Raw genomic sequence first — 24,633 nt, forward strand, 5'->3', positions numbered from 1 at the left:
TGGTTTTTTGAAAGACAAAAGCCTTTTGACAGAACAGAGGCAATCATTAAAAAAAGATATTGCGAGAATTTACAACGAAGTAAATAAAGAAATTTTTCAAACAGGTGTGATTCAACTGCGAGTTGAAGTAACGGATGAAAAAATTTTAATTTTCGGGTTGCATAAACGGGATCCTGCTTTGCAAATTCTTGAAAAAGTAGATGGAGCTTTGACAATGTGGGCAGATTCGTTATTAATTGATGAATTTAAAAAGCGATTTAAATATAAAATGGAAACAATTGTCGGACTAAACGTTTTTTCGGTTTTAAAAGTTTATGATCCTTCCACTGGCTCAGCATGCATGACAATTATTCTTAAAAAAATGAGTTAGCTTGAAGGACGTTTTCCGTCCTTTAGGCTATCCATAGATCATTCGGTATTGTTTTGATCCTGTTTACGGGATGGAAACAAGCCGTAGGAAAGAAAAAACTTATTGTTTTTCTTTTCCTGCTGCTTTTCTTTTTTCACAAAAGTAATCATTTGTTCGGAGGGGAAACGGCATGGAATTTCGCTACCAGGGAGAAGCATTTGAACAGAAATTTTTTGCAAGACTAACGAGTAAGGAAATTGCTGAATTGCCAAAGCAAAATGCTTTAATCATTTTGCCGGTTGGTGCAGTTGAACAACATGGGCCTCATTTACCGGTATTTACTGATTCTTTAATAGCGGAGGGGATTTTGCATTCAGCTTGCAAACATTTAAAAGAAGAAGATAATATTTGGATTTTGCCTCCAATTGCGTACAGCAAAAGCATCGAACATCTCGGATATGCAGGAACCATCTCATTATCTGGGAGCACTTTAGAGGCAATGATCAAGGATATTGCCGCAAGTCTGAAAAAAAGCGGATTTAGAAAATTTGTCTTATTTAATTCACATGGAGGAAACCATGATTTACTCAATTCCGTTGCCCGCGATATCCGCATTGAAACAGGTTTGATGACTTTCCGGTTGAACAGCTATGACTTCAATGTCTCAGAGGATCTCATTGAGGAAAAAGAGGCTGCATACGGAATCCACGGGGGAGAAATCGAAACATCCTTTATTCTTTCCTTCAAAACCGATTGGGTGAAAAAAGAGCTTTGTCCCGATGAGTTCATCCAGTTTCCGGAAAGCGCAAAGCATCTTCAATTAAAAGGCAACCATTATGTTGCTTGGAGGATGGAAGATATTTCGAAATCCGGGGTTTTAGGAAATGCAAAAAAAGCTTCAAAAGAAACGGGAGAAATCATCGCCAACCGTTTGGGTGAAAAGCTGGCGGTTGTTTTGCGGGAAATGGCGGAATTCGAAATGGATGATCTCATCAACATTTCTACCGAAAAGCAGTACAGTCCTTTGACATAGAAAGGATGATCAATTGTTTCAAACAAAAAGAAAACTTTGGAGGTGTGGAAGTATGGCTTGGAAAAAAGAAATACAGCAGCTTTTAGGGAAGGAAAAAGTTCTGTTCGATGCAGCTTCAAGAGGAAAATTTTCTAAAGATTATTATTGGTATTCACCCATTCTCACACAAAAGCTAAAGGATAAACTGGCCGATTGCATCGCCTTTCCGGAGTCAGAAGAGGAATTAGTTTCGTTAATATCATTCGCCGTAAAAAGAAAAATTCCGATTACGGTCAGAGGTGCTGGAACAGGAAATTATGGTCAGGCCGTACCTCTTCAAGGCGGTATTGTGATCGACATGACGAGGTTTCATCAAGTACTTGAAATCGGCGAAAACGCTGTAACGGTACAAGCGGGAATAAGAATCGGCAAGCTTGAACGGATATTAGAGCGAAACGGAAAAGAGCTGCGAATTATGCCGAGCACATATATTCAAGCAACGATTGGCGGTTTTGTGGCGGGAGGATCGGGAGGAATCGGCTCCATTACATGGGGCAATTTGTGGGATGGCAATGTGCACAGCGCTTCGGTTTACACAATTGAGGAAAAGCCGAGAAAAATTGTTGTTTCAGGCGATAAACTCGAGCAATATATTCACAATTACGGAACTTTAGGTGTCATGACAGAGCTGCAATTGCCGATCGAGGAGAAAACAGATTGGATGCAAGCAATGGTTTTTCATGACCATTTAGATGAAGCGATAAATTTCGCCCATCAATTTTCGGGCATAGAAACTATGAAAAAAAGGCTCTTATCAGTATGTGAAGGAGCTTTGACAAAGCATTTCGCTCCTTTAAAACAATATATTTTGCCTGAAAAAACGTTAACGATGATTGAGGTCGATGAAAAAGCAAAAAGTGAATTTGTCGAACTCGTTGCCGAACATAAAGGAATATTGGCACATACCATTCCTGCCAAGCAGTATCGAAAAGGGGTCCGCCTTTCGGATTTTACTTGGAACCACTCCACGCTGTGGGCCTGCAAAAATGAAGACAATATTACTTACTTGCAAGTTGAGTTTGATATTCAACACCTTTATCATCAAGTCCATTTGTTAAAAAAGGAATTTGGTGAAGAAGTTCTTCTTCATTTTGAATTTATAAAAAGAAACGGAGCAATTATTCCAACGGCCTTGCCGGTCGTTCGCTTTACAAGCGAGAAACGGCTGTATGAAATCATACAATTTTTCCTGAATATAGGAGCTAAAGTGCATGATCCGCATACTTATTTGTTGGGATTCGGCGGTTGGAGTTTACGAATGGATGAAATCATAAAAATCAAGCAAAAAAATGATCCGTTTCATTTGCTGAATCCAGGAAAAATAACGGACGTCACCTCTTATGCACAAGTGTAACGATGGGAAAATGAATTGAAACGGCTGAAATATACCGAAAAAAGTTCTTATTATCGGCACTAGGTTCTTGGCATGAAGCAGAAATGTAACTAGAAAAATATCAAAAATGGTAGGAGGATTCGTATGCAGGCAAAAGGGAAGGGATATACAAAAATCTTCATTTTATTTCTACTCGTTCTTTTAGCTGGATGCGGCAGCCAATCAGCTTCAACTAATAACGAAGAAGTCAAAGAGGACTCAGAAAAATTGGAAAAAGTGAAGCAAGTCACGAACTGGTTTGCCGAACCGGAACATGGAGGCAACTATGCAGCTTTGATGAAAGGCTTTTATAAAGAAGCAGGCATTGATATGACAATAGAGCCAGGCGGGCCGCAAGTTTCCCCCATTCAAATAGTGGCATCTGGGGAAGCCGATTTTGGAATCACTCAAGCTGACGATATTTTATTAGCTCGCGATAAAGGAATACCCATTGTGGCGATCGGAGCCATTTTTCAAGTGAATCCGCAGGCGTTGTTGTACCATGCTGATCAAAATATTAAAGATTTTTCCGATTTGAATGGGCGAACGGTGTACACGGCACCTGGAACAGGGTACTGGGCATATATAAAAAAGGCTTATCAGCTCGACAATGCGAAAGAAATGGCATATAGCGGACAGTTGACTCCATTTATAGAGAATAAAGAGTCAGTTACCCAATGCTACATTACGGCGGAGCCTTTCGCTTTAAAGCAGCAAGGAATCGAAACGAAATATTTACTGATTCACGATTCCGGCTACCAGCCTTATGGCAATGTAATATTTACAACCGAAAAAATGGTCAAAGAAAAACCTGAACTCGTCAAACGGTTTATGGAAGCGACAACGAAAGGGTGGGAGTATTATAAAGATCATTCGGATGAAGTAAATCCATTTATACATGAATATAATCCTGATTTATCAATGGAGGCGCTCGAATATGGGGCTGAACAGCAGCTGAACTTAATTTTCGGGCACGATGCGAAAGACCACGGCTTCGGCTATATGTCTCAAGAACGGTGGAACACCTTGCAAAATCAACTCTATGAACTAGGTTTAATTAAAAAGAAAGAAGATATCGCCAATGCCTACACAAACGAGTTTTTGGCGAAAAATTAAAAATGCGCCTCGGAGCAAGTTGGGCAAAAAGGGGAGAAAGCTATGAGTCAACTGCATTTGCTGAATGTTTGTCTGCCGCTTGAAGATCCTGGTTCTCTCTTTGAAATCATCATTAACGATGATCGATATGAAAAAATCACAAAGCAGCCTTCTTATCTTCAGCGCGAAGACTTTAAAACTTTAGAGGCCCTTAACTCATCCTCCGATTCATTCATTGATTGTCAAGGATATGTGTTGCTGCCCGGCTTTGTTGATGCTCATATGCATTTAGATAAAGCCTATTCTCTCAGGAAAGTTCCGAACGCAAGCGGGACGCTTCAAGAAGCAGTAATAAATTACCGGAAGCAATCTCCCCATTTCACGGTGGAAGAAATTGAGTATCGGGCGATGAAAACTGCACTGAATGCACTAAGCCATGGTACAACAGCCATTCGCACACATGTCAATTTTGAATTGCCTTTAGGGGAAGACGTCGTGTTCCGGGCGTTGACAGCTGTTTTAAACGTAAAAGAAAAATTAAAACAATACATTACGATTCAAGTCATTCCAATGTTTTTACTGCCTGACGACGATTCGAAACGAGAGCTGGAATGGATTGAACAAGCGATCAAAATGGGGGCTGATGGAATTGGCGGAGCTCCTCATTTAGCTGAAAACCCTGAGAAGCAAATTGACGGTTTATTTTCATTGGCGGAAAAGTACGACAAACCGATTGATTTGCATGTAGATGAAAGTGATGATCCGAACGTATGCACACTGGATTATATTATCCAAAAAACAATGGAGCGGCAATTTCACAATCGAGTTGTAGCCGGCCACCTTTGCTCTTTGGCGCCAATGGAACAAGAAAAAGCTCTTTCTTTAATTAAACGGATGGCGGCGGCACAAATTGGAGCGGTGACGCTGCCGGGTGCCAATATGTACTTGCAAGGTCGATTTGATCAAGGGATTGTCCGCCGCGGCGTCACAAGAATTCATGAAATTTTGCAAAGCGGGGCGACGCTTGCGGCTGCTTCCGATAATGTTCATGATCCATTTCATCCATTCGGGAAGGCGGATTTGCTGCAAATCGGTTTGCTAACTGCATATGTTGCCCATTTAGGAAGCGGTGAAGGCCTAAAACAAATTATTCGGATGATTACCGAATATCCGGCCAAATTATTAAATTTAAATAATTACGGTGTAAGATGCGGAGCGAAGGCAAGCTTCGTTCTATTAAAAGCTAGATCAGTAGAAGACATCTTTACGAATCTGCCTGTTGAAAGATATGTGTTCCGAAACGGAAAACTGCTCTATCAATCTAAAAAAGCTGAACATTGGAACGATCGCCAGTTGTTGATGTATCAGCACGAGACGGAAAGCCAATATGTAAAATTTGAAAGGAATTTACAATATGTATGACCTTGTATTAGAAAATATCAGACTGCCCAATCAAGAAAGGCATCATTTTATCGGGATTCAAAACGGGATCATTGCTGAAATTTCCCCTTATCCCCTGCAAGGAAAAGCAGTGATAGACGGCTGTGGAGATTTAGCCATGCCGCCATTTGTCGAACCACATATTCATCTTGATACGGCATTTACTGCCGGAGAGCCGAGCTGGAATCAAAGCGGCTCGATATTAGAAGGAATTTTATTATGGAACGAACGGAAGCAAACTTTGACGATGGAAGATGTCTACGAGCGAGCCAGGAAGGCGCTGAATCAGTTAATGAAATTCGGTGTTTTATATGTAAGAGCGATCGCGGATATTTCCGATGAACGCCTCGTTGCTTTAAAAACATTGCTGAAGCTGAAATCAGACTTGCAGGATATCATCCATTTGCAAATCATTGCTTTTCCTCAAAATGGTTTACTCTCTTGTCCGGAAAATCAGGAACGGATGCTTGAAGCAATCAAGCTGGGCGCTGACGGGGTAAGTGCTGTTCCTCACTTGGAAAGAACGAGGGAGGAAGGGATCGAATCCATTCAATTCTGCTTTTCTTTGGCTGAAAAATACGGCCTATTTCTTCATTTCTTTTGTGACGAAATCGATGATCCGCAATCGAGGTTTATTGAAACAGTTGCATCATTGGCGATTTCATCAGGACTGGAAGACAAAGTGACTGCAAGTCATGCGTGTGCAATGGCCTATTATCCGGATAATTATGCTGCCAAATTATTAGATTTGATTGCGAGTTCCAAAATTCATATTGTAGCTTGTCCTCTGATCAACACGGCAATGCAAGGAAGATATGATTCCTATCCTAAAGGGCGAGGGATTACGAGAATAAAAGAGATGCTGCAAAAAAATATCAATGTTTGCATCGCCCATGACGATATCATGACCCCGTTTTATCCGTTAGGTAACGGGAATATATTGCAGGCTGCACATATGGCTGCTCATGCAGGTCATTTAACGGGAATGAAGGAATTGGAGGAATTGATTAACATGATATCGATAAACGGAGCTAAAGCTCTGCAAATTAACGATTACGGAATAAAGGTAGGAAATGAAGCAAATATCATTACGTTCCCGGTTGATCATGCTATAGATTTGATTCGCCTTCAGCCCCATTGCCGCTATGTGATAAAGAAGGGCAGAGTTTTGCTTCACACCAATCCGATGGAAACCGTTTTTTATATGTAATTTAAAAGGCTTTGATTCTGTCCCAATACTGATATAGAAATATTCAAATCGGTTTTTATTTGTAATTTTAAAAGGTTAGGAGCAGAAAGCTTTATGGCAAATATTTTAGTTGTTTTTTATAGTGCTTTCGGACATATAAGACAAATGGCGCAATCAGTTTGCGAAGGAGCAAAGGCGATTGAGAAAACAGATGTACGATGTGTAAAAATTCCCGAATTTACTGATCGTTTAATTCCGGCTATTAGAGAAAATCCGTTGATGATTGATAAAAAAGGAATTTCCGCAACATTTCAAATTGGAAAGAGAAAAGAAAATTATGAGCGTGAAAGCGAAAAGCAGAAAATATTTAAAACAGCGGAAATAGAAGATTTCCACTGGGCAGATGGAGTGATATGGGGATTTCCGACGTATTTTGGATCGATGCCGTCCCAAGTTAAATATTTTTTAGAAACTATCGGCGACCTTTGTGTGGAAGGCGTACTGGAGGGAAAGCCCGCGGGCATCTTTACAAGCGCTGGTTCCATTCATTCCGGGCATGAAGCGGCCATCTTAACATCCATCGTACCGCTTCTCCATTTCGGAATGATCATTATCGGATTACCTTATACTCAAAATCCGGAATATTTAACGGACGCCCCCATTGGCGGAACTCCGTATGGACCAACAGTTTTAGCCGGCCCTGATGGTTCGCGAAAGCCGTCTGATGAAGAATTAAAAATGGCCGGTCGCCTGGGGAGAAACGTGGCGTATATTGCCAACGCATTGTGTATGCAAAGAGAAAGAAACAGTTGATGATTGCGTTTGAACAAAACAATCATTCTCATTACTTTTCTTTCATAAGAGGGGAATTGTTATGGACTATATCCATGAAATTTTAAAGATTGCAACAACTGAGCCAAAAAAAGCTGTGCTTGCCACTATTATTGATGTGGAAGGCTCCTCTTACCGAAAAGAAGGAGCAGCAATGCTGATTCAGGAGGATGGGGAAACAATCGGCGTAATAAGCGGCGGTTGCCTTGAAAATGACCTGCAAGAAAGGGCGAAGCTTTTGCTTGAGGGCGAGTCGCAATGTATCGTATATGACTTGAAAAGCGAAGATGACTTGTCGTGGGGAAAAGGCGCCGGCTGCAACGGCGTCATACGCATCCTGTTGGAGTGCATCGATGACCGTTTGCGAAAGCATTTATCCCGGCTGCATGATTTGCTTCAAAACGGCAAGGACGTTTTCATCCTAAAACAACTCGGCAAAAATTTTTCCGTAAGCAATTATTTATTTTTTACAGAAGACACGGAAACGTTCGGGGAATGGGCTGGTGCGGTACCGAAACAAATCGATGCCATAGCTGCGCAAGAGAAAAGCGGATTAGTTTGGGTCAATGAACTGTCCTCATATGTATATGTTCAGCGATTTGAGCCTAAACCGAGATTGATTATTTTCGGTGCCGGTTCGGATGCTGTACCACTGTCGCATTTCGCTTCGCGGACCGGTTTTTCGGTTATCGTTAGTGATTGGAGAGAAGCGTTGTGCAATAGATGGCGTTTTCCTGATGCCGATCAGCTTATCATCGCTTTCCCGCGGGAAGCGGCAACGAAAATATCTTTTTCCCCCCGCGATTTTGTTGTGCTGCTGACACACCAATTTCAACAGGATCAAGAGCTTTTAAAGCTGTTGTTGCAGCAAAACCTGCGATATATCGGGGTCATCGGTTCAAAAGAACGGACAAAACGCTTGCTGGGAGATCAGGAAATTCCCCGAAACGTTCATTCACCTGTCGGCTTGTCTATTGGGGCAGAAGGCCCTGAAGAAATCGCGATCAGCATTTTAGCAGAATTAATTCAATTGACAAAGCTTCGATCTCCTCAGAAGGTGCGTGCATAATGAAGCCGCAATCACATTTCACAAAAAACCAGGCGCTAATCGGAATGCCAAAGTCACTTGACCAATAGACGAACCGATGGTTATGTACCGACGCGGTATCTAAACTTGTCAAGCCCCTTTTTAGAGTTCTTTTAAAGGCGGCTTGGAAAAGTCGATAGCAGAGCAAGCGGTGCAATTGCACCAAACAGCCGTTTATTCAACTGGAAATCATCAACGATCTCATTTTTCAATACGAAACTTGATACGCAGCAATAAGTTGTTTGATGAGGATGCTGCCAAGCTGGATCGCTTGCCGAGTCCGCCGATTTTGTTATCCCTATTTAAGGAAGCGGACAGGCGATAATGGTGCACAATCGGTCAAATGCGGACGTCCACAAGGCATTTCCGTTTCCTATCGCAATATGGTTGCAAAAGCACGTTATTTTACTATCAAAGGAAGGGGGATGAAGTTGAAAACATTGTCCTCAAAAATATGGATGCCAACAGATTTAAGAGAAGCATGGCGATTGCGGCAGCTATTGCAATTAGAATCACACTTTATAGCCGGCGGAACATTATGGCAAACAAAATGGGAAAAAGGAGCACCGCAGCCATCTCATTTAATCAGCCTTGAGAACATAAAAATTTTAGAAGCGATATATGAAAAAGAAGATGGCGGCCAAAACTTTCTTCACTTGGGGGCGCTTATCCGATTGGCTGACTGCCTCCGCTATCCCATTATAAAAGCGAAATGGCCTTTATTGACCAAAGCTGTCAAGACCATTGCTGCACCAGCCGTGCGCAATCTTGGAACGATTGGCGGAAACGTCGCCTCAACAATTGGTGATGCCATCCCCGCCCTGTTAGTGATGGAAGCGAAAATCGGTTGTTTTGATGGGGACGACATAAAAAAAATCGATTTAGACCATTGGTTGAATGAAGAATTCAAGGATGATCTTATAACGGAAATAGTGGTGCCGGAAATTTCAGCTCCGCCATCATATGTCCATTTTTATCAAAAAATTGGGAGGAGAGAGGCGTTTTCAGGCTCTGTCGTCACCATTGCAGGGATAATCGGCCAAAATGACAACGGAACAATTGACTTTGCGCGGTTGGCAGCAGGCGGAGGCGAGAATCGTCCAAGGCGATTAAGAATAACGGAGCAATTGCTGGCCGGACGCAAGGTTGAGTCCGCTTTGCTAAAAAAGGTGCATGAGGCGGTCTTTTCTGAATTTCAACCTGCCGGCGATGCATTTTTTTCAGCGGATTACCGCAGGCGGGTCGCCGCCAACATAGTCATAGCAGAATTAAAAAAATTAGAGGAGAAAGATTAATATATTCAGATACGAGCTTTTTCAATTTGGATTATGAAGAAGGGAAGGGATTGAGATTGAAACAAGTGTGCATCAGACCTGACGGAGTAGAAAAAGTAACTGGACATTTAAAGTTTTTAACAGATCTTTCGTTTCCGAATATGCTGTTTGCAAAAATTTTGCGAAGCGAATATCCGCATGCCAATATCGTTTCGATCTCAACGGAAAAAGCGGAGGAATTGCCGGGAGTTCGGGCTGTCATTACTAGCAAGGATGTTCCAGGTTTAAACGGGTTTGGCTTAATCTTTCCTGATCAGCCTGTTTTATGCAAAGATAAAGTTCGTTTTGTCGGCGATGCTGTCGCGGCTGTTGCTGCGGAAACAGAGGAAATCGCCGAAGCGGCGCTTCAGCTGATCGAAGTGGAATATGAGCCGCTGCCGGTTGTTGATGATCCGGAACAGGCTATGCTCCCTTCTTCTCCGCAGCTCCATCCGAACGGGAATATCCTACACCAAGCATCTTATCAAAGCGGCAATGTGGAAGAAGCATTTCAATCATGCGACTGTATTGTAGAGGAAACGTATCAACTTCCAAGGCAAATGCATGCGTACATGGAAACAGAGGGCGGGGTGTTTGTTCCGGAAAAAGACGGCACTTTGACGGTGTATGCCGGCACTCAGCATGGATATAAAGACCGATATCAATTAGCCCGCATTTTAAATATGCCGGAAGAAGACATCCGCGTCGTCTCAAGCCCGCTTGGCGGCTCTTTTGGAGGAAAAGACGAATTAAACATCCAGCCGTACGGAGCCTTATTGGCGCTGAAAACGGGATTTCCTGTAAAAATTCATCAAACGAGAAGGGAATCGGTGCGGTCAGGAATCAAAAGGCATCCGATGAAAATTAAAATGAAAACAGGTGCGAAAAAAAACGGCAAAATCATCGCCCATCAAGTGCGAATTATAGCGGATACCGGCGCATATGCAACGTTAGGTCCTGCAGTATTGGATTTTGCGGTTGAACATGCGACAGGCCCATACATGATCCCGAATATTCAAGTTGAAGGCTATTCGGTTTTTACGAATAACGGCGTTGCCGGTGAATTTAGAGGCTTTGGTGGAAACCAAGTAACCTTCGCATTGGAAGGGCAAATCGATCGCTTGGCGGTCAAGCTTGGAATGAGTCCGCTTGAACTCAGGCAAAAAAATCTGCGCCAGGCACATGATCCCGGTCCTGTCGGGCAAAAAATCGCCCCAACTGACGGCGCTCAACAAGTTTTAAAACAGATCAGCCAATCGAAACTATTAAACAGCTGCCGAAAACAAGATCATAACGGCTTGATTAAGACAGGCGTGGGGGTGGCAATCACCATGCACGGCGGAGGGCTGGGCTATGGACGTTTAGATCCGGCTGGCGGGAGAATTTCATTGAACGAGGAAGGAAAAATCGAAATTGCTTTTGGGTTTGAAGAATTTGGCCAAGGCTTGCTCGCAGTGATTGAACAAATTGCCATTCAAGCAATAGGCTGCTCCCGAGAGGATTTACACATTGTCATCGGCGATACGGACAAAGTCCCGCGTTCAGGCTCATCAACTGCTTCAAGGGGTACGAGCATGGTTTGGCAAGCCATTCAACGGATGAAAGCTCCGTTTCAAAACAACCTGTTGGAAAGAGCCTCACAATGTACGGATGTACCCGTCAGTCAATTAAAAATAGGCGAAAAAGGTGTTTGGCACCAAGATGAGCTGCTGATTTCATACAAAGAACTGGCAAAACAAACGATAGACAAGCCGCTGATCATTGAAACTCGATTTGACTTTCCTGCAACCCCTTGCTCCATACCAGGCGGACATTTTTTATATTCGTTTGCAGCTTGTGCCGTTAAGGTGGAAGTGGATCTGGCAACTGGATTTGTTCGTGTAAAACAATTAGAGCAAGCCATTGCCGCTGGTCCTGTTATTTTTCCGCAAGGATATTTGGGACAAATTGAAGGCGGATCCGTGATGGCGTTAGGCTATACATTAACGGAAGAAGCGCTGATAGAAAAAGGAACATATGTAACGGAAAACTTTGATACGTATTTAATTCCGACGATAAAAGATGTCCCCCTTTCGATTGACATCACCGCAATCGAGGAACTGTGCGAAGAGGATGATTATGGGCCAAGAGGCGTCGGGGAAATTGGCACGGTTGCTGTTGCCCCTGCCATCGCAATGGCCATTTATGATGCGACTGGCATCTGGGTGAATAGGCTGCCGGTATCAAGGGAAGAAATCGTCAATAAGATGATGGAAACGGAGATGAGCAAATGGCTGACAAGCAAATGAGCGCAAGCATAAAATTACCGTCTGAAGAACGAATGCGCATGTCGATTTTTGTGAATGGCAAAAAGAAAGAGCTTGAGATTCATCCGGCCGCTCGGCTAGTTGACATTTTAAGAGAGCAGCTGCATCTGACTGGCACAAAGATTTCCTGCGGAATTGGCCGCTGCGGCGCTTGCTCTGTCATCATGAACGGCAGGCTAGTGAATGCCTGTTTAGTTAGAGCTTATCAAGCAAATGAAAAAGAAATTGTTACAATTGAAGGACTTGCGGAAAAAGGGCTTCATCCGATTCAGCAGGCGTTTTTGGAAGAGGGAGGTTTCCAATGCGGATATTGCACCCCAGGAATGATTATGGCTGTCAAAGCGATTTTGGATCAATATCCGAATCCAACTAGTCAGCAAATAGTTGACGGTTTATCAGGAAATCTTTGCCGATGCACAGGCTACTCCGGTATTATTAGAGCAGTTCAAAAGCTTGCTGAAAAAGAAACATCTCGCTTAGACAGCAAATGTTAAGAAGGCGGAGCAGTTCGGCGATTTTTTTTAACATGATCAGTTGAAAGAAATTATAGATTTTAGCGTTTTTCGGCTTGTTTCCTTGTCTGCAGCGTTAAAAATTTATGGCTATCGCCGAATGAAATTCGTCATACATCGAAAATAAGTGACCCATAAACGAATGTATGCCTGATGAAAACAGCCGGTATTCAATCTGTAATTCGTTGTAAAAAGAACCGTTACGTTTCATCATCAGCGGTGCATGTGGCTGAGAATGTATTAAATCGCAAATTTTTTAGCAAGTAAGCCAAATGAAAAATGGCTGACGGATGTCACGGAATTCAAGATAGGAAACGGTAAAAAAGCGTATTTGAGTGCAATTCTAGATCTGTATAGTTATGTATTAGGGCATTCGAACAATCATCAACTTGTGTTTCAAACAGTTGATCACGCTATCGCAAGGGTCAAGTCCAAATGATGTGTAAAACATCACACTCCCTGCCCAGAACCTAGATTCCTGGCAAATCACCGCTTTTTTTTTACACAACATTCAGGGCTTAATCTATCACAAGTTTAAAAGAACATAAACAACTTTTGATTTATAGTACATCTCATGGGCTTGAGAAGCGAATAATCGAAGCAAAGCGAACACATAGTATGTCAAGAGTGGGACGCTGCATGGAAAACGACCCAATGGAATCTTTTTGGGCAACCTGAACGTGTGAAAGGTATGATCTGAAACGATATGAAACGTTTAAAGCGTTACAACAAGCGATTAAGAGTTTTATAATAACAAACGCGATCAAGAAAAATTAAACGGCTTAAGCCCATTAGATTTTAGAGCTCAAGCCGTTTAAAGCAATTTTATGATGTCCACTGTCTGCTTGACAGGGGACAGTTCAACTTTTGGACAATCCCTTTAAGAAAGTTATTTTCTTTTTAATAAAATAGCTAATATCAATGATGTTTGTAGAGAAATGATAATTAAAAGAGATAGTATTAATTCACTATCTAAAGAAGTATCATAATTAAGTATATAAAATAAAATGACCGATACAACTAGAATAAGAATAAAGTTGGCAATCGTTTGTATCATAGACTTACCACTCCAACTAGATTAATAAGATAAAGTTAATGCGTATGATTTTGTATCTGTTGTGGAAGTTAGCGTGATTGATAAACCTGCTGGATAAACTGATATAGTAGGTGTTCCAGCAATTCTTTGATGACTATTTTTATATTTATTTGGGAACATATACATATTGACCAATATGCCCTTTGTGTTTTGTATGACTAGTAGAAGGTTTTAAATCATATGAGCCAGCCACACCAGCACTTGGCTCCCAATTACTCGGAGAATACTTAATTGAATAATCAATCGAACGTCCATTTCCTTGAGGATCTTGAGAATATCTATGTGGGTGCTGTTTTACTGTTCCTCCGCTAGTTGGTAGATATAATCCTGAATTTGAAGGGAAACCAATAGTCATTTTATCAACTAAATGAAAAGAAGGTGTTTTTAACCATTGAAAGTTACCATATATATAAAATTTATCTTCTTTTGAACGATCACTAGTTACTTTATATACTGTTCCACCTAATTTTAAAGTTGAAGAAGCAATAGTTCCCATAGTACTAATTTGTCCTGGTTTAACATCTTTTGGTTCATATCAGTAGCATTGCATTAAGTTAATTTTAATTTGTCAAGCCCAATTTTATGTTAAATTTCATCTTTTTGGATATAAAAAAACTCCTTATAATTAGGATTGGCAGTCCTATCCAAATCCTAAGAATAAGGAGAAACCATTATGGATAAGAATACCACAGAATCCACAATAAATGAACTATTTAAAGAGATCGATCCAATAACTTTTTCAAAACTAATTAATGTGATTGACGTTGACAAATACATTAAAAAATTAACGGCGTATAAGTTTTTACAACTTTGTATCATCGCTCAGTTAAACGAATTGGAAAGCTTAACAAAATTGGCCAAACATTTGAAAGACAAGGAAGAGTTGCAGACATATCTGGAATTTGATGCAATTAGTACTTCGCAACTTTCTCGCAAATTAGGCCAATTATCCCCTCAACTGTTTGAAAAAGTATTTAAATATCTGGTCTTAAAGATCCAAGGGCAAATGAAAAATGCCCCGATCATCCGAAACATTGGTCGTCTTCTGGTCATTGATTCTACCACGATGAGCATGAGTTTGAGCCAATATCCATGGGCAACTTTTCGTAAGACAAAGGCTGGTGTTCGACTCCATTTAAAGGTTGTTGTAACGAAGGATATCACTGTTCCGGATCAAGGGATTATCTTACCCGCGAAACATGCCGATCGCACACAGATGGACGAACTCATTGAAATCGATCCAAATGCGATTTACTTGTTTGATCGAGGGTATGTCGATTACAAACAGTTCGACCGCTTATGCCGAGAAGGGGTGCGATTCATTACCCGGCTTAAAAAGAACGCAGAGATTGAAGTTTTATCGGAACGGATTCCCAATCCAGAACGTTTGATTTATAGGGATCAGATTGTCATTTTAGGAAATGACCGTAATCATACCAAAATGACTCATCCTCTCCGATTGATCGAAACGGTCGACAGCGAAGGGAATCCCGTGATCATCATAACCAATTGCTTTGATCTTTCTGCGGAAGAGATTGCAGATTTATACCGATATCGCTGGAAGATAGAGACCTTCTTTAAATGGATGAAACAGCACCTTAAGATAAAAAGATTTTATGGAAAAAGTCAAAATGCCGTTTACAATCAAATTTGGATCGCCCTAATCACCTATTGCTTACAGGCCATGCTCCAATTAAAAGTGAATCACGATGGTCCTTTATTAGAGATCAAGCGAACTTTACAGAATCTGCTTTTTAAAGGTTTTGACTGTTTTGTTCGCTCCCTTTTTAAAAAGCCAATTCGAACGTCCAACGGTCGGAAAAAATACCATTGGGAAAAAGATTTTGAAACCATCGTGTACCAATTTGAAGAAGGGGAGGTGGAACACCTAGACGATTTAGTTTATGATCCAATGTTTCTGTAATATATTACCAAATTGTGGAAATGGACTGCCGATTAAGACGTCATTGTCCTTTTAAGCTTGCTTAGAAAGATTGTATGTCTGAATATTCAGTTACATGAAATAACTGGAATTTTTATTGAGCTTGACAAACATTAAATTTTTTTATGCAACGCTACTGGGTTCATATATAGTAATAATTTCTGGTCCAGAATCTATAACTTTAGCTTCCTCTTCAATTAATTGTCTAGCAACTTCAATGGGCAGAGCATCAGCTTCTTCTTGAGTGTTGCCAACTTCATTTACAGATAGTTTAATTCTTCTTGTGTAAGACTGTCTTCATTAACATTTGCATCGTTTTCTGCAGCAAATTCTACTAAATTTAGGGAAAATAAAAATGCAATTACATAAACCTATTTTCTTAAGCATTTTAAAATCCTACTTATTTCTGATTTTTTAAAATATTAACACATTTACTAGTCTTTTTACAATATTAAAAAATTTATCCTCATATCCAAAGTGTTTGTTGAATGTAAAATAAAAGTAGCGAACCGCATTATTATGGGCGTAAGCCTGTTTGCTGATAGCCTGATGTATTTTATAGAGGAGATGAACGTAAATAGTAAATTTGAATATATATTGATGAGTTCCGTTTTTTCACGTTTTTCATATGGTCTTCTTTCATGCGCATGAAGGTTGCGTCTTTATCCGTTTTAGAATAGCTGTTACGGTTGCCAAAGATTTCTTTTTGTTCCTTGTATTTAACCTGCCGCAGGATAAAATCTTCTCGAATTTGCTTCACAAATTTCTTTCATTGACTGCGCTTATGTTGCTTGTCCTTATGTATGTTTGTATCTGTTTCCTTTTCGATTTCTTCTGATAACTTTTCCACTTTTTCTTCTAATTTCTTAGCGGCTTCCTCTAGGTTTGGTTCTCATCTTTATCTGTATTGATTGTTTTTCTTTTGTTTCGCTCCAGCTTCCAATTGTTGCTCATAAAATCGTCCTTTCTGAAATATTGTGAGGCAACTTTCTTTTACTAGAAGGGACGATTTTTTTTGCTTTTTTAAATAAAGGGAGCCTCCCAAAAGTCAGTTACGCTGCTTTTGGGAGGCCCCGTTTTTTCATGACGTTGTTGAAGAAAGTATTTGTATCCGATTAACTTCCCCGATACACTTGATACCCCCACGGTGAAATAAGCAATGGAACATGATAATGGGCATTTGCATCAGAAATGCCGAAGCGGACGACGACGTGATTAAGAAACAGCGGCTCCTTCAAGGATAAACCTTTGTTTTTAAAATAATCTCCAATGTAAAACAGAAGTTCATAAGTTCCCGGTGTTAATTGCTGCTCAGTGATGAGCGGTTCGTCAACCCGACCGTTTTCGTTTGTGAATGCGGTTTTGAGCAGCTGTTTTTCCGTTTCGTTTTGATCTGTAACAGAAAACAGCTCGATTTTGACGTTTTGTGCAGGCGTACCGTGAGTTAAATCTAAAATATGTGTTGTTAATCCTTTCATATTCCATCTCCTTATTGACCTTTTTATTTGCCTCGTTTTTCATTTTGGAAGCCCGTTTTGTTACTTTGGAAGCGCTTGTCTGACGGGGCATGGCATTTGAATCACGGCTTTCTTTCACTATTTAACAAGCGTGTAATTTCTTTGGTTATTATTTCTCAGCAGATTCAGTTGTACCGCCATTTATGGCGCTTAAAAAGAATATGGCTTCGTACTGTGCAAAAGATCAAAAATAACGAAAGTCAATTTGTTCTATCAAAATGGAATGTACGTGTCAGCATAGGTTTCTCTCTTCTTTCACTATATCCTTCAGTCGAAAATAGGCAATTTTTTTAATTTCTGCTATTGCTTGCTCTATCTCTGCTTCCGCATTGTTTTTGATTCGCTGTTCAATCGATGCAAATATTTCCTGCTTTGTTTTGCCGCGCACAGCCAAAATAAACGGGAATTGAAATTTTTCCATATACGTTTCGTTCAATTTTAACAATCGATCGTATTCTTCATCTGTCAGTTTTTGCAGTCCCGCTTTTTGTTGTTCTGTTTGCGAAAATCGGGTCATTTTTGTTCTTGCGCCTAAAGCAGGGTGATTGCGAATAAGCGCCAATTTTTCGTGTTCGTCAGCTTGATCCACGATCTCAGCCATTTTGGAAAAAAGCGATTGCACGGAAGAAAACGGGCGGAATTTTTCTGCTTTTTCTGCCACCCATGTTGAATCTTCAAATATCCCGCCTAGCTTCTCAATAAATTCAGCCGCACTGAGTTGGTTAACTTGTTCTATGTCCATTCGGCTTTCTCCTTTCGTTTTTAAAATTTGATCGTTGTCGGTTTTAACTGTTCGGCAGCAGAAGATTTTTTCAGTGAGAAATGGTGAAAAAATAAGTTTAAAAAGATGGCTGTAAGACTGCCTGTTATAATCCCATCACTAAAAAGAATTCGCAGCATAGGCGGCAGCTGTGCAAACAAATCAGGAACAACTGTGGAACCCAATCCGAGGGAAATGGAGCAGGCAATTACTAACAAATTGCTTTGCTGTTGAAAATCAACAGTGCTTAACATTTTAATGCCTGAAGAAACGACCATGCCAAACATGATCACCATTGCTCCCCCTAATACAGATGTTGGGATCATCGTAGCAAAAGCAGCAATTTTCGGAATAAATCCAAGGGTGACAAGTATAAAGCCGGCAACGATCGCAACGCTTCTCGTTTTTATATTTGTCAGCTGCACAAGTCCGACGTTTTGAGCGAACGTGTTGTACGGGAAAGCGTTCAAAAAACCGCCGATGATGAAAGCCAATCCTTCGGCACGATATCCGCGCGCAAGATCTTGGTCGCTAAGATCTTTTCCGCAAATTTTGCTTAGGGCTAAAAAAGCGCCAGTCGATTCAATCATGATGACAATGCCCACTAATGTCATTGTTAAGATCGGCACAAGCTCAAAAGTAGGTGTACCGAAATACAAAAATTTCGGAGAATGAATCCATGAAGCTTGCATTACTTCTTTCACATCAACCTCTCCCATAAAAGCCGCGGCGATCGTACCCGCGATAATCCCGATAAGCACAGAGATTGCCCGAAAAAAGCCTGTGAAAAATCGATTCATAAACAAAATCAAAAGAAAAACCCCAAATGAAAGGAGCAAATTTTCCGGATCGCCAAATTTCGGACTTCCTGCACCGCCCGCCATGTTTTTAATCCCGACCGGTATTAAGGACAGTCCTATAAGGGTGACAACTGTACCTGTCACGACCGGCGGGAACAATAATCTTGTTATTTTGCCAAAGAGCGGAGCAAAAAGAATAATGAATATTCCTGCGGCAATGATCGATCCATAGATTGCATTGATGCCGTACTCTTTTCCGATCCCGATCATCGGTGTAACAGCAACAAATGAAGCACCTAATATGGCAGGTAAACCAATGCCGAAATATTTTGTTTTGAACGCCTGCAGCAGGGTGGCGATTCCGCATGTCAATAAATCAATCGCAACTAGATATGACAGCTCCTGCGTCGAAAGGTTTAACGCTCCTCCGACAACAAGAGGAACAACAATGGCGCCTGCATACATCGCCAGTACATGCTGCAAACCAAGTGAAAAAAGATGAATTCCTCCATTTTTATTTGTCAAGTGACCTCTCCTCCTCTTATGTAAAAAAATCTAACATTAGATGTTATTTGTTTTTCATAATAAAAGAACGATGTAGTGAAGTCATTGGTTGAATTACATAATCGTTTTTGCAAAATTTAGTTAATGTATCTAAAGCTTTATAGACAAATTACATTTTCATTTACTAAAGCTCTTGCCTCAATTTTTTTATAATTGAAGCAAATTTTTTATGCGGAATGCCAAGCGGAGGCTAATAGTGGCTTCTGGATCCTTTAAGCTTTTTCCGATGAGCTCCTCGCATTTTTCTAATCGATAGATCACCGTATTGCGATGAACGAAAAGCTTTTTGGCTGTTTCAGAAATTTGACAATGATTTTCCAAAAATAAAAACAACGTTTGCAGCAGAGCCTGTTTTTCAGTGTCTGCCGGGTCTGAAAGGTTTGTCAAAATCTGTTCGTAAAAATCAATCAACTCTTCTTTTGGAATCATTTTCAATAACGTATAAATATCTTTTTTCTTATGAATTTGAATGAATTCTTGATTTCCGGAATACTGTTCTTCTTCCAGCACTTCCAACGCTTCTTTATAGCCTTTTTTTACATCTAAAAATTGCTGGCAAAGACTGCCGATGCCGAATGAGACAGTCCGTTGAAACCTGCTTCTAATTTTCGCTTGCAATTCCTTTAAAAACGGCATGATGGAAGAATGAAGCTCCAGCCATGATTTTTGAATCGGGAAGAGCAAAATGCCTACGTTCCCCTTCACAAAAAAATGAACAGGATTTGGGAACGCATCAGCTTCTTTTTCCATAAATTCAAAAATCCGTTCATTTTCTTTATGGAATTGTGTAAACGTTAATGATTTTTTTCTTTCATCCAATTTTCCTGCTGCACAAAAATACGATTGATCATTGCGAATTTTAAATTCTTTTGCTTTAATGACAATCTCTTCTTTTGATTGAAAGGCGCCATCTGTAAAATTGATAAAAAATTCATTTTGAACTTTTCGTTTATGTTGTTTAAGAGCATTTTTTTTCATCAATTCAAATGAAATGACATTTGTCGCTTGTTCAATCGTCAACACAAGCGAAGGACTGTGAAAAGGAATGGCATCAAAAACAATTAAACATCCGCTGTTGCTTTCATGAGTGTAAATGGGAAAAACGGAAACAGTTCGTTTACTAGAAATAATGGAAAAACAAGTGTAAGAGCTTGGCTGTAAGAAAAAGCGAAATCCGTCTGTGTACATTTCCTCGATTTCCGGCAGACTCGATGTAACGGAAGATGAAGAAGCAATCATTTGAAAGTGCTGATCCAACAGTAAAATTGGACAGCCGATCAAGTTTGCCAAATTTTCCAGTAATGAGACGAGCCCTTTTCCTCTTAAAATATGGTTTGTAAATTGCTGATGGATTTCAATCGCATTGAGCAATTCGTTTGTCCGTTTGTCCAATATATAGCTTAATGTCTGGTTCACAACCTCTCCTAACGTAACCTCAATCGGCAATTCAATAATTGGGAAATTTTTTTCATTTGCATACTTCAGGCAAGCCTCCGGAATTTCTTCCAAAAATCGCTTCATTTTAATTGCCAACCCTGCACATTGCTGATCCGCCATATTTTTGATGAGTGCGAGCAGATCATTCGGATTGTCTTTTAAATGAAAGGCAGTTGTTACAAGCAGTTCATTCGGTTTCAGAAAATCGATGATATCCGGTGCATCCATCATATTGACGCTGAAAACTTCTCGATCTTTTCCGTTATGGCCGGCGATGAGCTTGGCATTTTTCATAACGGGAATTTTTAATATTTCGGAAATTTTCATTTTTTCAGCCCCTTTGTCTTCAAATTTTAGTGAACATGCACAAAAGATGGTGAAATTTATATCAAAATTGCCAATGTATATGAAAAAGAATAACGATAAAATAAAGTAAATTCACATTTTATGGAATAAAATATAACAAGGATATTTGCTTATTTTGAATAGAAAAGAGGGAAGAGACATGACAGTTCATTTACTTGGGCCCATTCAGCTTGAAGAGGAAGTTGAAAGGCTGATCGAATGGCTTGCAACATTCGGTAAAACGGAAAAAGGCGGAGTTACCCGGCTGTTATATAGCGAACAATGGCTGTCAGCGCAGGAAGCGTTGAAGGAGAAAATGGAGGAATGCGGATTAGCTCCATATTTTGATGACGTCGGCAACTTGTTCGGCCGAGCAGAAGGATCATCTCCATCCTCCAAAACAATCTTAACTGGTTCGCATATCGATACGGTTATTGAAGGAGGAAAATATGACGGCGCATACGGCATTATTGCCGGCTTGTTGGCGACTCATTATTTATTAAAGCGTTTTGGAACACCAAAAAAAACGATTGAGGTCGTATCCTTATGTGAAGAGGAAGGCAGCCGGTTTCCGCTTACATTTTGGGGGTCAGGCTCTGTAACGGGGAGGCGCTCTTTTAAACATATACAAAAAATTGTTGATTCTAAAGGGATTTCGTTTGTGCAAGCAATGAATGAATGCGGTTTTGGACAGGAAAGATTTCGCCAGCCATTTCGAAACGATATTCAATGCTTTATTGAGCTGCACATCGAACAGGGCTCTGTGTTAGAAAAAAAGAAAAAATCGTTGGGCATTGTCAGCGACATTGTTGGTCAACGCCGCTATCAAGTAAAGGTTGTCGGTGAAAGCAACCATGCAGGAACAACCCCGATGTCCTGCCGGAAAGATGCGGTGGCCATTGCCTCTGAACTGATTACCTATTTAATGAAACAAGCCAAACAGGTGTGCGACCAACTAAGAGTGACCGTCGGCAAAATAAAGGTTGAACCTAACGTTCCGAATGTGATTGCAGGTGAAGTCGTTTTTACGATCGATATCCGTCATCACGAAGAAGAACTATTGGAGCAATTTTGTTCAACATTTTCACGTCATTTTAAAAATGTGAGCGCACAATACAATGTCGATATTTTGTTAAATGAATGGCTGAACGTCAAGCCGGTCAAAATGGATCAACAATTGCTGAGACTGTCAAAAGAAATTGCAGAAGAGCAAAATCTGTCTCATGAAATCTTGGTTAGCGGAGCGGGACATGATTCGCAAATGTTCGGAACCTATTGTCCGACTGCGCTTTTTTTTGTCCCGAGTCATAACGGAATCAGCCACTCGCCGAAGGAATATACCGCAGCGGCTCATTTAGAAAGCGGCGTTAAGTTTTTAATCCATTATTTATATAGATTGGCATATTAAAAGAAAGGATTGTGGACGAAATGAAATTTCTGCCTCTACAGACACCTAATAGAACGATCATGACACCGGGGCCTGTTGAAGTCGATCCGAGAGTTTTGCAGGCGATGAGTACGCCGATTTTAGGCCAATTTGATCCTGCATTTACTTCGATCATGAATGAAGTAATGGAAATGCTTCGCTATTTATTTCGTACGGACAACAAATGGGCGTTCCCTATCGATGGAACCTCCAGATCGGGCATTGAAGCGATGCTGGCGAGCATTATCGAACAGGGCGATAAAGTGCTGATCCCGATATACGGCCGGTTCGGCTATTTATTAACCGAAATATGCGAACGTTACGGGGCTGATGTCACTACAATTGAGCGTGAATGGGGAACGGTGTTTGACCCGGAGGATGTATTTAGAGAAATAAAGAAGGTTCAGCCGAAAATAGTCGCGATCGTCCATGGGGAAACCTCAACGGGGTGCATGCAGCCGCTTGAGGAGATCGGGAAAGCTTGCCGGGAGATGGATGTAATTCTTGTAGTCGATGCGGTTGCGACAATTGGAGGAACGGACGTGAATGTCGACGAATGGCAGCTTGACGGCGTGATCGGCGGGACGCAAAAATGCTTATCGGTTCCATCAGGGATGGCTCCCATCACATATAATGACAGAATTGAAAAAATCGTTTTGTCGCGTAAAAAGGTAGAAAGAGGAATTCGGACGGAATTGGATCAGCAAATGGCCACAGGTCAAACAATTATTAGCAACTATTTTGATTTAAGCCAGCTTCAAGATTATTGGAGCCCGCGGCGATTAAATCATCATACGGAAGCTACATCAATGCTTTACGCATTGCGTGAAGGCTTGAGGCTTATTATGGAGGAAGGATTGGATAATCGATTTGCACGCCACCGCCTCCATGAACGGGCATTAATGGCCGGGCTGGAAGCAATGGGACTCACATTGTTCGGCGATAAACGCTTTAAACTGCCGACCGTCACATGCGTCAACATACCGCAGGGCGTCGATGGAGAATCCGTGCGCCGCATGCTGCTGGATGAATTCGGGATTGAAATTGCCAGCTCGTTTGGCCCGCTCCACGGAAAAATCTGGAGGATCGGTACAATGGGCTACAGCTGCCGCAAAGAAAATATTCTCAAGCTGCTGACAGCATTGGAGGCAGTTCTCATCTATCACGGTGTTCGCATAAACAGAGGTGAAGGAGCACAAGCAGCGCTGAATATGTATGGGAAACAAAAAAGTAAAGTATCATCTTAGATATTTATGATACTTTTTAACATGTTGATCGAACAATTGTTACCAAAAACAGTTGTTCGATTTTTTTAATTTTTGATATTTTACACAAAATCTTTTTTAATTTTTATTTATTTTGACAGTGGATAAATCAAAGAATTACGTATAATATACCAATATAGTTTCATTTTGCGTTAATAAAAGTTACATAAAGGGATGAGAAATATGACATTGATAGTTGAAAATGTAAAAAAGTTTTATAATGATCATCTTGTTTTAAAAGGGATAAACCTTACTGTTCAACCGCATGAATTTATTTGTGTATTGGGAAGCAGTGGCGGCGGAAAATCAACTCTATTAAATTTGATTGCGGGATTTATTAAACCAGATGAAGGAGTGATTAAGGTAAACGGATCTTTTGTAACAAAACCTTCCAAGGAAAGAGGAGTCGTTTTTCAAGATCATGCACTATACCCTTGGTTCACTGTTTTAGAAAATATCGCTTTTGGACCAATCGTGCAAGGGATGCCAAAAAAGAAAGCATTGGAAAAAGCATTACGTTATATAGAATTAATTGGTTTATCAGACTATGCAAACCATTATCCTGAACAACTTTCAGGAGGTATGAAACAACGCGTCGGCATTGCAAGAGCTTTAGCCGGAGAACCTGAAATTTTGTTAATGGACGAGCCTTTTGGAGCGTTAGATATGTTTACCCGTGAAAATATGAGAACTGAACTAATTCGTATATGGAAAGAAGTAAAGCCTACTATTATATTTATTACCCATGATTTAGCTGAAGCTGTCTATCTTGCAGATAGAGTGATTGTCATGAAAAATGGAATGATTGCTACAGAATTAGAGATTCATTTACCCCGTCCTCGAAATTATCGTGATCCTGAATTTAGTATTTTGATGGAGAATTTAGAAGAGCATTTTGTCAGCTAGTTAGGAGGA

General features: G+C 40.6%; 21 protein-coding genes and 1 pseudogene. 17 read left to right on the top strand and 5 right to left on the bottom strand.

The annotated features are described in order from the left end of the window. The first annotated feature begins 7 nt into the window (after window positions 1-7). From NSS70_RS08385 to NSS70_RS20840, 13 genes and pseudogenes are all read left to right on the top strand, one after another. Window positions 8-370 (top strand): Na-translocating system protein MpsC family protein, encoded by a 363-nt coding sequence (locus NSS70_RS08385; RefSeq protein WP_340881269.1) that lies wholly within the window; start codon window positions 8-10, stop codon window positions 368-370. A gap of 169 nt (window positions 371-539) precedes the next feature. Further along, on the top strand, window positions 540-1,382 hold the full coding sequence (locus NSS70_RS08390; protein WP_340881271.1) for a creatininase family protein: 843 nt from the start codon (window positions 540-542) through the stop codon (window positions 1,380-1,382). A 52-nt stretch (window positions 1,383-1,434) separates the two neighbouring features. After that, window positions 1,435-2,775, top strand: a complete 1,341-nt coding sequence (locus NSS70_RS08395; RefSeq protein ID WP_340881272.1) for an FAD-binding oxidoreductase — start codon at window positions 1,435-1,437, stop codon at window positions 2,773-2,775. A gap of 123 nt (window positions 2,776-2,898) precedes the next feature. Beyond that, window positions 2,899-3,909, top strand: coding sequence for an ABC transporter substrate-binding protein (locus tag NSS70_RS08400; protein WP_063386891.1), 1,011 nt, complete (start codon window positions 2,899-2,901; stop codon window positions 3,907-3,909). A gap of 42 nt (window positions 3,910-3,951) precedes the next feature. After that, the gene (locus NSS70_RS08405; protein ID WP_340881274.1) at window positions 3,952-5,310 is read left to right on the top strand and encodes an amidohydrolase family protein; all 1,359 of its coding nucleotides are present in this window, start codon (window positions 3,952-3,954) and stop codon (window positions 5,308-5,310) included. Further along, a complete protein-coding gene (codA, locus tag NSS70_RS08410) occupies window positions 5,303-6,538 on the top strand; it encodes a cytosine deaminase (RefSeq protein ID WP_094245579.1) in 1,236 nt (411 codons plus the stop codon). The genes NSS70_RS08405 and codA overlap by 8 nt, the downstream gene beginning before the upstream one ends. 93 nt (window positions 6,539-6,631) lie before the next feature. Next, window positions 6,632-7,330, top strand: coding sequence for an NAD(P)H:quinone oxidoreductase (wrbA, locus tag NSS70_RS08415; RefSeq protein WP_063386893.1), 699 nt, complete (start codon window positions 6,632-6,634; stop codon window positions 7,328-7,330). Between the two features lie 61 nt (window positions 7,331-7,391). Then, complete coding sequence (locus NSS70_RS08420) at window positions 7,392-8,417, top strand: XdhC family protein (RefSeq protein ID WP_340881277.1); 1,026 nt, start codon at window positions 7,392-7,394, stop codon at window positions 8,415-8,417. Between the two features lie 142 nt (window positions 8,418-8,559). Next, window positions 8,560-8,760: a hypothetical protein gene (locus NSS70_RS08425; RefSeq protein WP_340856242.1), complete on the top strand. Its 201-nt coding sequence runs from the start codon at window positions 8,560-8,562 to the stop codon at window positions 8,758-8,760. A 100-nt stretch (window positions 8,761-8,860) separates the two neighbouring features. Further along, complete coding sequence (locus NSS70_RS08430) at window positions 8,861-9,730, top strand: FAD binding domain-containing protein (protein ID WP_340881279.1); 870 nt, start codon at window positions 8,861-8,863, stop codon at window positions 9,728-9,730. Between the two features lie 50 nt (window positions 9,731-9,780). Then, the gene (gene pucD / locus NSS70_RS08435) at window positions 9,781-12,036 is read left to right on the top strand and encodes a xanthine dehydrogenase subunit D (RefSeq protein ID WP_340881281.1); all 2,256 of its coding nucleotides are present in this window, start codon (window positions 9,781-9,783) and stop codon (window positions 12,034-12,036) included. Then, the gene (locus NSS70_RS08440) at window positions 12,018-12,548 is read left to right on the top strand and encodes a (2Fe-2S)-binding protein (RefSeq protein ID WP_082829479.1); all 531 of its coding nucleotides are present in this window, start codon (window positions 12,018-12,020) and stop codon (window positions 12,546-12,548) included. Before pucD ends, NSS70_RS08440 begins: the two co-directional genes overlap by 19 nt. 764 nt (window positions 12,549-13,312) lie before the next feature. Then, window positions 13,313-13,384, top strand: a pseudogene (locus NSS70_RS20840) (IS3 family transposase); the annotation flags it as partial. Window positions 13,385-13,768: 384 nt separating this feature from the next. On the opposite strand, the gene NSS70_RS08445 reads toward NSS70_RS20840, so the two are convergent. Beyond that, the gene (locus NSS70_RS08445; RefSeq protein WP_340881283.1) at window positions 13,769-14,158 is read right to left on the bottom strand and encodes a hypothetical protein; all 390 of its coding nucleotides are present in this window, start codon (window positions 14,156-14,158) and stop codon (window positions 13,769-13,771) included. Between the two features lie 177 nt (window positions 14,159-14,335). Between NSS70_RS08445 and NSS70_RS08450 the strand changes: the two genes are divergently transcribed. Beyond that, entirely contained in the window at window positions 14,336-15,586 is a 1,251-nt protein-coding gene (locus NSS70_RS08450) for an IS4 family transposase (RefSeq protein WP_339192832.1), read from the top strand. A 1,133-nt stretch (window positions 15,587-16,719) separates the two neighbouring features. Here the strand turns inward: NSS70_RS08450 and uraH are convergent. The 4 genes from uraH to NSS70_RS08470 all read right to left on the bottom strand — a co-directional run bounded on the left by uraH (window position 16,720) and on the right by NSS70_RS08470 (window position 21,009). Beyond that, window positions 16,720-17,082, bottom strand: coding sequence for a hydroxyisourate hydrolase (gene uraH, locus NSS70_RS08455; protein WP_094245585.1), 363 nt, complete (start codon window positions 17,080-17,082; stop codon window positions 16,720-16,722). A 271-nt stretch (window positions 17,083-17,353) separates the two neighbouring features. After that, window positions 17,354-17,863 (bottom strand): 2-oxo-4-hydroxy-4-carboxy-5-ureidoimidazoline decarboxylase, encoded by a 510-nt coding sequence (gene uraD / locus NSS70_RS08460; protein ID WP_340881284.1) that lies wholly within the window; start codon window positions 17,861-17,863, stop codon window positions 17,354-17,356. A gap of 20 nt (window positions 17,864-17,883) precedes the next feature. After that, window positions 17,884-19,206, bottom strand: coding sequence for a nucleobase:cation symporter-2 family protein (locus NSS70_RS08465; protein ID WP_340881285.1), 1,323 nt, complete (start codon window positions 19,204-19,206; stop codon window positions 17,884-17,886). 186 nt (window positions 19,207-19,392) lie between these two features. Then, a complete protein-coding gene (locus tag NSS70_RS08470) occupies window positions 19,393-21,009 on the bottom strand; it encodes a PucR family transcriptional regulator (RefSeq protein ID WP_339229162.1) in 1,617 nt (538 codons plus the stop codon). A 178-nt stretch (window positions 21,010-21,187) separates the two neighbouring features. On the opposite strand from NSS70_RS08470, the gene allC reads away from it, so the two are divergent. From allC to NSS70_RS08485, 3 genes are all read left to right on the top strand, one after another. Next, window positions 21,188-22,435, top strand: a complete 1,248-nt coding sequence (allC, locus tag NSS70_RS08475) for an allantoate deiminase (RefSeq protein WP_066249038.1) — start codon at window positions 21,188-21,190, stop codon at window positions 22,433-22,435. Window positions 22,436-22,455: 20 nt separating this feature from the next. Further along, window positions 22,456-23,700, top strand: a complete 1,245-nt coding sequence (locus NSS70_RS08480; RefSeq protein WP_340881288.1) for a pyridoxal-phosphate-dependent aminotransferase family protein — start codon at window positions 22,456-22,458, stop codon at window positions 23,698-23,700. Between the two features lie 201 nt (window positions 23,701-23,901). Further along, window positions 23,902-24,624, top strand: coding sequence for an ABC transporter ATP-binding protein (locus NSS70_RS08485; RefSeq protein WP_066249032.1), 723 nt, complete (start codon window positions 23,902-23,904; stop codon window positions 24,622-24,624). The last annotated feature ends 9 nt before the right edge of the window (window positions 24,625-24,633 follow it).

This window comes from Aeribacillus sp. FSL K6-2848, from assembly GCF_038004325.1.
GTDB classification, from domain to species: Bacteria; Bacillota; Bacilli; order Bacillales; family Aeribacillaceae; genus Aeribacillus; species Aeribacillus composti.